This window comes from Synechococcus sp. R65.1, from assembly GCF_047461755.1.
GTDB lineage: Bacteria > Cyanobacteriota > Cyanobacteriia > Thermostichales > Thermostichaceae > Thermostichus.
Window position 1 is genome coordinate 37,624 of the sequence record NZ_JANSHU010000017.1, and the last position, 12,083, is coordinate 49,706.

11 protein-coding genes are annotated in these 12,083 nt (G+C 57.1%); 7 read left to right on the forward strand and 4 right to left on the reverse strand.

Going from position 1 to position 12,083, the window contains the following annotated elements; all coding sequences use genetic code 11:
- Positions 1-14: 14 nt before the first annotated feature.
- From NW814_RS08310 to NW814_RS08325, 4 genes are read right to left on the reverse strand one after another with little or no spacing between them, the layout of a single operon-like run.
- Positions 15-590: a hypothetical protein gene (locus tag NW814_RS08310; protein ID WP_414405924.1), complete on the reverse strand. Its 576-nt coding sequence runs from the start codon at positions 588-590 to the stop codon at positions 15-17.
- Positions 591-638: 48 nt separating this feature from the next.
- A complete protein-coding gene (locus NW814_RS08315) occupies positions 639-1,247 on the reverse strand; it encodes a Uma2 family endonuclease (protein WP_414405925.1) in 609 nt (202 codons plus the stop codon).
- Positions 1,248-1,274: 27 nt separating this feature from the next.
- The gene (locus NW814_RS08320) at positions 1,275-1,859 is read right to left on the reverse strand and encodes a Uma2 family endonuclease (protein ID WP_414395677.1); all 585 of its coding nucleotides are present in this window, start codon (positions 1,857-1,859) and stop codon (positions 1,275-1,277) included.
- Positions 1,860-1,902: 43 nt separating this feature from the next.
- Entirely contained in the window at positions 1,903-2,472 is a 570-nt protein-coding gene (locus NW814_RS08325) for a Uma2 family endonuclease (RefSeq protein ID WP_414405926.1), read from the reverse strand.
- Positions 2,473-2,643: 171 nt separating this feature from the next.
- Here NW814_RS08325 and csx2 point away from each other — a divergent pair, with 171 nt between their 5' ends.
- From csx2 to NW814_RS08360, 7 genes are all read left to right on the forward strand, one after another.
- Positions 2,644-3,951: a TIGR02221 family CRISPR-associated protein gene (gene csx2 / locus NW814_RS08330; protein WP_414405927.1), complete on the forward strand. Its 1,308-nt coding sequence runs from the start codon at positions 2,644-2,646 to the stop codon at positions 3,949-3,951.
- Between the two features lie 224 nt (positions 3,952-4,175).
- Positions 4,176-7,163 carry a type III-B CRISPR-associated protein Cas10/Cmr2 gene (cas10, locus tag NW814_RS08335; protein WP_414405928.1) on the forward strand — a complete coding sequence of 996 codons (2,988 nt, stop codon included), beginning with the start codon at positions 4,176-4,178 and terminating at the stop codon, positions 7,161-7,163.
- Positions 7,160-8,293: a type III-B CRISPR module-associated protein Cmr3 gene (locus NW814_RS08340; protein WP_414405929.1), complete on the forward strand. Its 1,134-nt coding sequence runs from the start codon at positions 7,160-7,162 to the stop codon at positions 8,291-8,293. The genes cas10 and NW814_RS08340 overlap by 4 nt, the downstream gene beginning before the upstream one ends.
- 45 nt (positions 8,294-8,338) lie before the next feature.
- Positions 8,339-9,109 carry a type III-B CRISPR module RAMP protein Cmr4 gene (gene cmr4 / locus NW814_RS08345; protein WP_414405930.1) on the forward strand — a complete coding sequence of 257 codons (771 nt, stop codon included), beginning with the start codon at positions 8,339-8,341 and terminating at the stop codon, positions 9,107-9,109.
- 13 nt (positions 9,110-9,122) lie between these two features.
- Positions 9,123-9,515: a hypothetical protein gene (locus NW814_RS08350; RefSeq protein WP_099812778.1), complete on the forward strand. Its 393-nt coding sequence runs from the start codon at positions 9,123-9,125 to the stop codon at positions 9,513-9,515.
- Positions 9,515-10,156 carry a Uma2 family endonuclease gene (locus NW814_RS08355; protein WP_414405931.1) on the forward strand — a complete coding sequence of 214 codons (642 nt, stop codon included), beginning with the start codon at positions 9,515-9,517 and terminating at the stop codon, positions 10,154-10,156. The genes NW814_RS08350 and NW814_RS08355 overlap by 1 nt, the downstream gene beginning before the upstream one ends.
- Positions 10,157-10,186: 30 nt before the next feature.
- A complete protein-coding gene (locus NW814_RS08360) occupies positions 10,187-12,001 on the forward strand; it encodes an RAMP superfamily CRISPR-associated protein (RefSeq protein WP_414405932.1) in 1,815 nt (604 codons plus the stop codon).
- Positions 12,002-12,083: the final 82 nt, after the last annotated feature.

The following is a 12,083-nucleotide window of genomic DNA, read 5'->3' on the forward strand; positions in this document are numbered from 1 at the left end:
CTGACAAGGGAGCTTTAGGACAAGGGGTTCTTTTTTGGATTTCCTAGATATGCCTGAATCCAGCCCACCAGCCGCTGAGAGAGCACGAAAGCCTCTGGCTCGCTCCCTTTGACGCCTACTTGGCTATTGAAGCAAGCGATGACCTCCTCTTTCAGATCAGGTTGGGAAGGGTCTTCGCGAAACTGGAGCCGCACCTGACTTTGGACTTGGAAACTCTCTTGGGCTTGGTTGTCTAAGAGCTCCCAGCCTACCCGATGTATCCGCACCCCTTGCAATTGAGCCAAGGGATAGGAGAACGCCTGCTGCCGCCAAATTCCCCAAGGGCCACGCAGACGGGTTAAGGTGACCCGTTGGTTTTCGCGATCCAAGCTCAAGATTTGCCCCAACCCCCAAGGGATCCCAGTCCATAGGCCCACCCCCACAAGCACCAACCCCAAGAGCAGCGAACGAGCCCACAGCTGGGATCCCAGCGCCAACAGCCCTAGGCCCACAACCACTCGCCAGGCCAGTTGCTCAGGGGTAAACCTTTGCAGGGCAATCCGCAGCCGTCTGGGGTTGCGCTCCAGGACTTGCAGGTGAAGTGGTGCCATGAAAGCGGATCCCGTTTTTGGGGCCAGTTTACCAGGTGCCTTAGAACCCTAGAACTCAGGCTCGGCAAAAAACTCTGACAAATCCAAGGCAAAACCAGGGATCACCTCTTCGCCTTCCAGAATGTCCCCTGGCCGCTTCAATGCTGCGGGCTCAGGCTGGCGGTAGACTAAAACATACTTTTCTTCGGGATGAATGACCCAAACAAGCCGGGATCCGTTCTCAAAGTACTCGACAATTTTGTCGTGGATCTCTCCTACAGTGTTGGCCTCAGAGAGAACCTCTATAGCCAGGTCCGGAGCTCCCTCGATATAGCCCTTGGGGATCCCGCCAAGGGATCGCAGCCGCTCTTTGGAGAAGAAAGAACAATCTGGGGAGCGGCGATTGCCAGACTTCATCTTAAACGAGGTATCAGAGTCAAAGGTAAAGCCAAGCTTTTGGCTGCGGACATAGGCGCCCAGGAGGATGTGAATCAAACTTACATAGTACCCATGCTTTGCACCTGCCGAGCCCACGGCAACCAGTTCCCCGTTCACAACTTCATAGCGATTGCCATCATCAGGCAGGGCCATAAACTCTTCATCCGTCCAAATCTTCCGAGGAACTGCTGCAGAGTTTTCAGCAAGCTCTTGCGCTAGCCCTTCTAGAGCTTCAATCATGGTAACCCTCTCAAATCGCTAAAACAACTAAGGGATCCTCGCTTGGGCAAACACATCCTGCGGGACGACCGCTAGACCTGGGAGGAACTCATCCTGAATCACTTGGGATCCAGTAAATGTCCGCGGTGGGGCATCGGGATAAAAGACTGTGATGCTCTTAGCTTGGGGATCCACCACCCAAACTCGGGGGACGCCCGCATCCAAGTAATCGGCTACTTTCTGAAGCATCGCCCCAAAGCTTTGGCCAGGAGAAAGGATCTCAATCACCCACTCAGGAGCTACCGGACAAGGTCCATCTTGGGTATGCTGTGCTGGCCAGCGCTCAAAGGAAACATAGAGTAGGTCGGGAACCGGAAACCATTCTTTCCCTTGCCGCTGCAAAACAATCGCCAACTCTGTGTATACATCCCCCTTGCCCTGACACCACGCATCCAGGATCCAAAGCAGTCGTTTCTGCAGGGAGGCATGAAACCTTTGGGGCGACATGGGCGCATCCTTGGGGACGGCTTGTCCATCGACCAGCTCATAGGTAACATCTCCCTCTGGCAAGGCTAGAAACTGCTCGGGAGTCAGTTTTTGACCTGAAACCAGCGGCTCTGTAGTTGATAGCATCAGGAGATCCTCCTTATCTTTTGCTGTTTGAGGTTGCTGCTCGCTAAGGGATCCGCGCTTGGGCAAATACATCCTGAGGAACAACCTTCAAGCCCGGCAAGAAATCCTCTTGAATAGCTTGGGATCCCGTAAAGGTCTTTGGCGGGGCATCGGGGTAGAAGACTGTGATGCTCTTGGCCTGCGGATCCACAATCCAAACGCGGGGGATCCCCGCTGCTTTTTGAAGTACAGCCCCAAAACTCTGCTCTGGAGAAAGGATCTCAACCACCAGTTCAGGAATGGCAGAACAGGGCTCATCGGCCATGGCTTCAATTGGCAATCGCTCATTGGAGATGTAGGTGATATCCGGAACCGGGATCCAGGGCTCCCCTTGTCGAGTTAGGACAATTGCCCATTCAGCGTGAGCGGATCCCGGCTTGGGACACTCAGCAGCGGAGCACCAGTCCTCAAGGATTCGCCACAAGATAGGCTGAAGACGAGCGCGGAAGCGCTTCGGCGACATGGGTTCATGTTTGGGAACAGCTTGCCCATCGACCAGCTCACAGGTAGCATCTTCCTCTGGCAAGGCGAGAAGTTGTTCGGGAGTGAGCGATAGCTTTTCGGTCGAGATCATGCTGGAATCCCCATCGCTCCAGAGGCCAACTGCTTTCTAGGTTAACTTCAGGCTCTTTCACCTTCTCTGTTTGGGAAAAGGCGTCTTGTTTTCGTGAAGGGGGGCTTTCAGGTTGCAGGAGCTTGCCAGCGCCTATGCTTTGATTGTTGCAGGCTCACCTGGAGGATCCCTATGGCCAAAACCCTTTTGACTACCCTGGGCACCACCAAATACACGGAGACAGTGTATTTCTTTGGAGAGCAAAGGGCAGATAAAACCTGCTACGTTGCCAAAGCCCTCTGCCAGCTTTTTGAGATTGACAGGGTTGTTCTCCTGCTTACCGAAGAAGCCCGCGCTACGCACTGGAACTGTCTGCAGGACTGTCTTCCCTCCCACGTGGAGAAAATTGCCAGGGCTATCCCTGAAGGGAAAACTGAGGCAGAGACTTGGGAGATCTTCGACGTGCTGGTGGATAGCATCGAGCCTAACACCCAGCTGCTTTTTGATATCACCCACGCCTTTCGCTCCATCCCGGTGCTGATGCTCTTGGGAGCCGCCCTTTTGCGCAAGGCTAAAAACGTCGAGATCCAGGGGCTCTACTACGGCCTCTACCGCCATGGCCAGGCAGAAACCCCCATCATCGATCTCACGCCGGCCATTCGGCTTTTGGACTGGCTGACGGCTAGTGACAAGTTCATCAGCACCGGCTCGGCGGTGGAACTGGGCCAGCTTTTGGACAGAGTTCAACGGGACTTTTACCGGCAGCAAAAGCCCGGCAAAGGGGATCCCAGGCCCACCCGGCTGCAGAGCTTTGGACAGGCCATCCGCGACATCTCCCGTTCCCTGGAGCTGGTGAGGCCCGTCAGCCTGCAGGAGGACTTGCGCAAGTTACAACGACACTCCACCGAGGAGTTGGCCAAGGAAGCGGGCCAATTTGCCAAGCCCCTTGGCCTACTGCTGCAAAGTATTCAAGATAGCTACAGCCAACTGGCGCTGCCGGCAGAAAAGGCGGCGGATCCCCAAGCGCAAGTTCAAAAGCACTTTCAACTGCTGCGCTGGTATGTTGAAAAGCGCCTCACCACCCAAGCCATTCTCTTGGCCCGCGAGTGGGTGGTCTCCGCCCTTTGCCTCTGTGAGGGGCTCCAAAACTACCGCCAACGAGAAGCGCGGCAAGTAGTTGAACACCAGTTGGGATCCCTTATCCAGCGGAAAAAGCAGCCCTTGGGAGATCCCCCTGCAACTGGCGAATCAGTCCAGCAAGAGGAGCAGCTTCAGTTCCTTCCTCCCATTGCCGCCCACGTTTCGGATGTGAAGCAGCTTGCTGATCTTTGGTCTTGCCTAAGCGAATACCGCAACGACGTAGCCCATGTGCAGATGAATCCCGATCCCCTAAGCGGCGAGGCCTTGGAGAGCTTTGTGCTGCAGAAGCTGCTGCCCAGCTTGGAGGCGCTGTTTCCCGAATTGGCTCGGCTAGAAAAGGATCCCTCCGCTTCTTGGTAAACCCAAGACATCGGCAGCTTCGTTCCCGCTTTTCAAGCCTAGTTAAAAAGTTGGCCAAGCTCAAGCTTGATCCTCCCAGACGACCAGAAAAAAAGCTGAAGAAATCTACGAAGCAAGGGGGATCGACGGATGGTGTTTTGTAGCCTCTGTAACCTCGACACCAGAAGGCTGTCGGGTTCTTGTCTTTGTTGTTCTAAACGTCCCCTTCCTGCTGCGAGAACACCATGGCTTATCACTACTGGCAAGCGAAGCTTTGGGGTCTGCTGCACGACCCCGCCCTCAAGGCCCTCCACGACGCCTCTGGCCGCGCCAAGGAAGGACTGTGGCCAAACTTAGCGGCGATGCGGGGGTGGATCTCCCCCAAGGCAGAGGGATCTCCTCTAGAAAGCGTTGGCGATGCGGATCTGGTCGCCTCCGCCAGCGATCGGGCTGCTATTGGCCACCTGCCGGTTGCCATCGACTACCAGGTAGCTGATTGCAGCCAGAGCCTGGGGCCGGGCCTAGAGATGAGCCATCTCCTTTCGGGGCGCAAGCGCTTTTGGCAACTGCCCGAAGAAGAACACCGGGCCCTGCGGCAGGCCAGCTCCCGCGCCGAGTACCTGCTGCGGCGGGAAGCAAGGGTAGTTCCCGACTGGATCTGGCAAGAGGAGGACATCCAGAAGGTGTTCTGGTGGTTCTGGCGCTGTTTCCCCCAGGCGTTGGTTCGGGAATTTGGCGATGAAAACCTTCTGCTTTTGCCAGCAGAAACGCGGCTGCCCGATGGATCCCTGTGGAGCCACACCAGCGTTGTGGCGGCCCTGGCAGGCTGTTTGGCCGGCTACGACGAACCCAAGTTCACGCGGCCTTTTTTGGCCAGCTTCACCTTCAACCCCATCCAAGAGCTGATCAAAGCCAGCCGCAAGATGCGGGACTTCTGGGCTGGATCCTGGCTGTTGCACTACCTCTCGGCACGGCTTTGCTGGGAGCTGGCGGAGAAATACGGCCCTGACTGTCTGCTCTACCCCAGCCTCTACGGCCAGCCCTTGATCGACGCCTGGCTGCTGGAGAAGTACCCCCCCTTTGCCGAGTGGATCCCGCAGCCTTCTGCCAACACTCTGCTCACCGCCGGCTTCCCCAACGTGATCCTCTTGCTGTTGCCCGAAGAGCGGCTGCAGGCGGCCATGCAGTTTGCCCAGCAGACCCTCAAAGACGAATGGCGGCAGCTAGCGCAAAAGGCGCTGGAGCACCTGCAACTGGAGCGCCGCTGGCTGGTGCAGTTGCGCCCGGAGGATCCCACCTGGAAGGGATGGCTGGAGCACCAGTGGCAGATCTACTGGGCGGCGGCGCCCCTGGGATCCCCCCACCAAAGGCTTAAAGACACCGCCATCCTCAAGTCCCAGGAGTCCATCGAGCGGGATCCCTGGGTCAGCGCCCAAAACCGCACCTACCATCTCAAAGGAAAGCGGCAGCTTTTTGCCGACCCGGAGCTGAAGTTCCTGCGGATCAGCTTCTGGGATCCCGAAAGGCAGCAGCACCGCCAGCACAAGCCAGGGCTAAACGTAGGCTCCTGGTGGGCAGCGGCAGTGGAGGCGACGCGCCGGCTGCAGGCTGCCTGCAAACAGGCCCGCGATTGGCAGTTGCCGGTGGCCTTTGGGCCGCGCAGCACCGTCTCTGGCCTAGGGCCGGTGGTTCACCCTTCCCCCAGGAATCGCTGGATTAGCGAAGGGGAGAGCCGGCGGCTTTGGCAGCGCCAGGCAGGGCTTTTCGATGGCCGCGAGCAGCTCAACGCCACCGAAACGGTTAAGCGGGCCCTAGACAAGGTGTTGCCGGAGCTCTTCCCCACCCTCGACGAAGACGAGGTCGCCGCTTCCTACCCAGATCTCACTGCTGGCGTGGCCGGTTACCTGAAAACCCACGGGCGACGCGAGCTGGAGCACTTCGAGCAGGCCTGCCGCGCCGTTGAGGCCATCCACCCCGCCATTCGGGAGGTCATCCGAGAAATGCGCGGCAAGTGGGGGATCCCGTGGGCTGACCAGCAAAACCTGCGCTACCACCCGCGGCTGCTCAACGCCGGCTGGCTGGTGGAAGACCTGGAAGCGGACGAGGCAACCCAGAAGCGCTGCCGCCAGGAGATAGAAGCCACCCTCAGCCGCTACTACCCCAGCATCAACCCCGCCAGTTGGTACGTGCTGGCCGCGGGCGATGGCGACGACATGGGCCAGTGGCTGAGCGGGGGGAAGATGAAGCCCTACTACGACTACCTGCCCCAGCCGCTGCAGCGCCTAGCGGATGGCCAGAGGGACGCTATTGGCCGCGTCCTCGACTCTGAAGAGCTCAAGCAAGTCAAGGACGCCTTCAGCGAGTTTGTTAAAGCCAGCCGCAAGCGCATGGGCCCAGCCACCCACAGCGCCCTCAGCCGGGCTCTGTTGGATTTTTCTGGCCAGTTGGTGCCCTACCTTACTGAACAGCGCTATGCCGGCAGGCTCATCTACGCCGGGGGGGACGACGTTCTGGCCTACACCAACCTCTGGGAGTGGGATAGTTGGCTCTGGGACATCCGCCAGTGTTTCCGCGGCGGCGAAGACGACTGGCGCGAGTTTGCCAACGAAGGGGACTACTGGCAGTGGCAAAAGGCGCAGTTGCCGGCTGGCCTAAGCCGTCGCCCTCTTTTTACCCTGGGATCCCTGGCCAGCATTAGCTTTGGGGTGGTGATTGCCCACCACTCGGTGCCCCTGGCCATTGCCCTGGAAAACCTCTGGGAGGCCGAACAAGGGGCCAAGGGGCAGGCCTATGCCTCTAGCAGCCCCAAGGACAGCGTCCAGGTGCGGGTGCTGTTTGCCAACGGCAACCAACTGGTGAGCACCTGCAAGTTCGACACCTTCGACAAGTGGAAGGATCTGCTGGACTTCGACTGGAAGCTGTTGGGCCAGAAGCAGGATCAGAGCTCTCTGTTTGAGCAGGCCGCCCAGCTTTGGGAGCAGCACCCAGCCCCCACCTTGGAAGCAGTGCCCGATTGGGCCCGCTTGTTCTGCAGCCGCCGGGATCTCTTTCGCGGCGAAAGTGAGCAGAAGGATCGCTTCCAGGCCAAGCTGGTCGAGTTTATTCAGCACTTCTGGCAGCACAGCCTGCCCGCCCAGCCGGCGGCGTGGGATCTGGCCATCAAAAACTGGTTCAAGCTGGCGGCCTTTGTGCTGCGCAACCGCACCGTGGAATTGGGGAGAAATGCGCGATGAGTTGGTTTGTGCTCTCGCCTTTGGATGTGTGGATGTTTCGCGATGCCAAGCCCTTTGCGCCGGGGGAGCGGGCCTGGGCCACCAGCGGCTTTCCGCCCAGCGGGCACACCCTTGCCGGCGCTATCCTAGCTCACCTGGGCCAGCCGGCAACCCTGCGCCTCTGCGGCCCCTTTCTCTGCTGCGAGGAGCAGCTTTACTTCCCCAGCCCCTTGCACCTTTACCAGGGATCCCCCCTGGTGCCCATCCCCTGGCTGGAAGAGGGCCATGCCTACGGCAGCTACCGCTGGGATCCCACCCGGCCAGCCCCTCTGGTGACAGCGGCTCAGCTCGAGGAAGAAAAAAGCCCGCAAAGCCCCAAGCAAAAGGCTGCTGGCTACCTACCCTGGCAGGCGGTGCAAAAAGCCCTGCAAGGCAAGGGCTGGGATCTGGAGCAGGCAGTAAAGTCCCCCTGGGTAGAGGAAGTGCGGCCCCACAACACCCTGCAGGCAGGCAAACGCCAGGTGCGGGAGACCGATGGCTACTTTGTGGAAACCTGCATCCGCCTGCAGCCCGGCTGGAGCCTGGCTCTTTCCATCGAGTGCTGGGATCCAGAGCGCGAAAGCTGGGATCCCTTGCCCCTAGCGCAAGAAGTAGTGGTGCGGCTGGGAGGAGAAGGCCACGGCGCCCTCTTAAGCCCTTGTCCAAAGCTGGGCGAGCAATGGCAAGCGCTGCAGGAGCTCTCCCGGCAGACCTTCCGGCAAGGCCAGCGATCCCTGGCCTACCTCGTCACGCCTGGGGTGTTCATCAAAAAGGTGGATGGGCGCTCCCTCTGCCGCGCCTGGCCCTGGGAGTGGCGCTTGGCCACCCCTCATCCTGCCCACTCCCTCACTGGCCCTCTGGTGAGCGTGGCCACCGGCAAACCGGTTCCCATTAGTGGCCGCCTGCGGGTGGAGTCCCTGACAGAGCCGCGCAAGACCAGCCTGCCAGCTCCGCAAGTGTTTGCCGCCCCGCCTGGCAGCATCTACTACCTGGAGCATCCAGCTCCCCTTGCCCAGGACGAGCCGGAGCTGGAAGATGGCCGGCTCAACGTCTTCCACCGCTGGCGGCTTCTAGGCTACAGCGAGTTGCTCTGGCTGCCTTGGGCCCATTGAGCTTGCTTTTGAAGTCCTGTTTTAACGGATAAGGAGTGTTTTTCTATGGCCTTTCACCTGGTCTATCTCACCTTGCTGACTCCCCTGCACACCGGCGGCACCACCCAAGAAGGCAACCTCTTGGGCATTGCCCGCGAGGCCCACACCAACTTGCCCTACATCCCTTCCAGCACCATCCGCGGCAAATTGCGGGCCAGCGTGGCCGAGAAAGAGTTAAAGTTTGAGCTTTTTGGCAACGAAATTGGGGAGGGGGATCAGCTTACCCAAGGCTCCATTTGGATTGGAGATGGATCCCTCTTGTGGGTGCCGGTGGCTTCCCTCAGCCACGGCGTGATCTGGATAAGCTGCCCGCTCTTGCTCAAGCGCTGGCTGCGGCTAAGTGGCCAGAAGTTGCAGGTGCCGGAGCCCTATAGCACCAACTTGGAGGCCAACCGACCCATCTATCTCAAGGATGCCATCCTAAAGAACGGTCTAAAGAAGTGGGAAAACTGGCAAAACTTTGTCAAATCTTCCAGCATCACCCGCGTCATTGTCTTGCCGGATCAGCACTGTGCCACCCTTATTCAAATGAGCCTGTGGCGGCAGGTGAAAGTTAAGCTCAGCGAGCACAAAGTTGTAGAAGGCGGCTTTCGCTACGAAGAGGCCATTCCCCCCGATAGCTTGATGTACTTTACCTGGGGGGTAACAGCCCAATCCAACGGCAATTCCCAGAAAGCAGTGGAGCAATTTCGGAAGCTCCTGCAGGGTAACCAGCTCCTGCAAATTGGCGGCCAGGAGAGCCTAGGCCGTGGCTTTGTCGAGTTGTCTTGGAACTAGTTGAGGAGGCTTTATGGAAACTTTTGATCCCCGCACGTTGGCCAAGCCCGTTTACGAATCCCTTCGCCAGTTAAGGGCTCAAACCAGAGACCAAGAAAAGCTTAAGGAGCAGAAAAACCAGGCTGTGGAGCTCTACACCTACCTTTCCACCTGGGGCCTGCTGCGCCTTAAGGCAGAAGAAGATGCCCTCAACCAGGAAGGGAAAAAACAAGTAGTCAAGGAGTTTTTTGATTGCCTAGAAGAGATCTCTGGCCAAAAGGGAATTGCTAACTCCAACGGCCTGGATCGTCTTATGCAATTGGGAGTTGAAGAGTATCTAGGTTTAACAGGGCTAGGTCTGGCTTTGGCTCAGGAATTCGGCTTTTGGGCTATGGCCATCTACCACGACATTAAAGGAGGAGAGTAATGGGCGTCGCGATCCCCCTGCAAGCGATTTCCCTGCAAGAAGGCAGCCGAGTGGTTATTCATTCTCTTACCTGGCAAGACTGCGAGAGCATTCTGGAGGAGCTGGGCGAAGATCGCCACACTCGCATTGCCTACTACGATGGCACTTTTGAGATCATGTCTCCTTTATCCAAACACGAGCGCCTTCATCGCATTGCCAGTGACATTGTAAAGGCTCTCTTAGATGCTCAGGGGAGAGATTGGGAAGACTTTGGCTCAACAACCCTCAAAAAGCCAGGCAGAGCTGGCGTGGAGCCCGACACCTGCTTCTATGTCAATCACCTGGAGTTGGTGCGAGGTTGCGAGGGCAGGATCGATGTCGATCAGTTGCCCCCACCTGATCTGGCCATCGAGTCCGACGTTACTTCCCGAACTTTTATCGAGGCCTATAGAGCCATCGGCGTGCCGGAAGTTTGGATCTTGGGTGAGCGAAGTTTGCGGATCTTTATTCTGCAGGGAGAAGACTACGTAGAATCAAGCTGCAGCTGGCTTTTTCCAGACTTCGACATCCCCAATCTTGTACCTCAACTCATTCGACGCGCCCTAGAAATTGGCACCAGCGCTATGTTGCGCAAATTTCGGGAAACGCTTCGCAATTCCTAATACTGCTTTCCAGCTTTAGGAGAAGATCAAATGCCTAGCAATCGTCCTGCTCCCTGGTTAGGACATCCCTTGGATCCCAACCCCAGCCCAGATCCCACAGCGAGCTTTATTGAATATCTGCGTTGGATGAGGGCTCCAGCAACTCCTTTCAAAGACGGAGCCAAAGTCGATCTGGTGCACCAGGCAGAAGCAAAGGCAAACTACGGAGCGCGTCTTCAAGTTCTGAATGCTCGCATCAAACGCATTGCCGGAGAAAAAAACACTTTTCGGGTCACCTGTCCCTGGCGAATTCGGGTAGGCGGAGCCAAAGGCCCGGAGAGCATGCTGCTGCCCGCTTTTGATCACTTGGGGATCCCTTACCTTCCCAGCTCCACCTTGCGGGGGGTAGCCCGCGCCCAGGCTATTCGAGAGTTGATGCAGAAGCACAATCTGTCTTGGGAGGAGGCAGATAAAGCAGTGGCACCCTGGCTTGGGCATCTAGAAGCTGAGGACAAAGCTAGTGCTGGCAAGGTGATCTTTTTAGATGCCTACCCCGTGCCAACCCGTCCCCAAAGACAAGGGGATCCTGATAACTCCAGGTCGGGAGGCTTGGCTGTTGATATTGCCAATAACGTTTGGAGATGGAATGGCAACAGCTTGGAATATAAAGCAAATCCCAATGTCTTTTTCTCTCTCAAACAGGCCACGTTTTTAATCGGGATCCGCAAAGGCCCAGGCTGCACCGACGAGATGTTGGCCCAAGTGAAAGAATGGCTCATCCGCGGGCTGGAGCAAGGAGTGGGATCCCAAGTCAATACCGGCTACGGTCGGCTGATTCAAACTGGCAAAACTCTATCTCAATACAAGGGAGAATTCTTGCGGCTGCCTTTTAAGCTGAAGGGTCAGTTGATCCACGGGCGGCAAGTGGTCAACTGGAGACCTGATAAGAACCGGTATGACAACAAATCAATTGCCGAAGTCCGACCGGTAGCCTTTAAGAACATGCTGCGCTACTGGTTTCGAACCTTTGCCCTGGGTGTTTTGCCCGTGAAGCAGGTGCAGGAATGGGAGGGCCAACTTTTTGGCTCCATCACCCCTGAGCAAAAACACGGCTGGATCCATGTGGATCTTTTAAATGGGCAAGTAACTCAACCAGAGCCGGAACCCAACCAAGCGGGAAAGGGGAAGCCTGCTGGACGGCAAGAAGGGATCCTCATTCTCAGCCTTTCTGAGGAGTGCCACAACCATGCTTCAAAGGAGAAGCAGGAAGCAGTGCAAAAGCTCTTTCGGAATCTAACCTGGATGCTGTTTCACCTGGGAGGTATTGGCCAGGGGGCAAGAAGGCCCTGCTACTCTCGCCAAGACCGCGGTAGAGCTCCTTGGTGGCGGGGATCCACCCTCATTCCCAACTCCGAAGATTCATTTTGGAATCTGCCAGAGTCGGTAGAGGAATTCCAGAAACTCTTTCAGAAGCGGCTGCGGGGCTTTTTTGAAGCACTCCAGGTTTTGACTGGGCAGGCCATTGATCCCAGCAACCCCAGGAGCTTTGGTCAGGTCAGCAAAGAAAAGTGGCCTGAAGCTGTGGATGCCCATTGCAGGATTGTAGTCTGCAGCGGCCCAGAAGAGTTTAATAAGCCCTATGCTTTGGCTGTTTTGCACAAGGTAGGCAAGATAGCGCCAGGAAAATACGACAAGTTTCTCTGCGGCGACACAGGCACGCCGTCCCCTGTTTGGATTGCAGATGCAGATTTGGATGACTATCAGGTAGTTACCGTTTTTGGGGCAACTGTGAATCCTAGGAAAAGATATCTTGAAAACCTTGAGAGAGGAGCAGTTGGCTTTGCTCAAATCTGGCCATTCCGGTAGTAGAACGTTAGAAGAGGCTCAACATGTCCAGAAGGAAAATCAACGTCAAAGCTCTAACAAGTCTAATCACAGCTTTAATCAA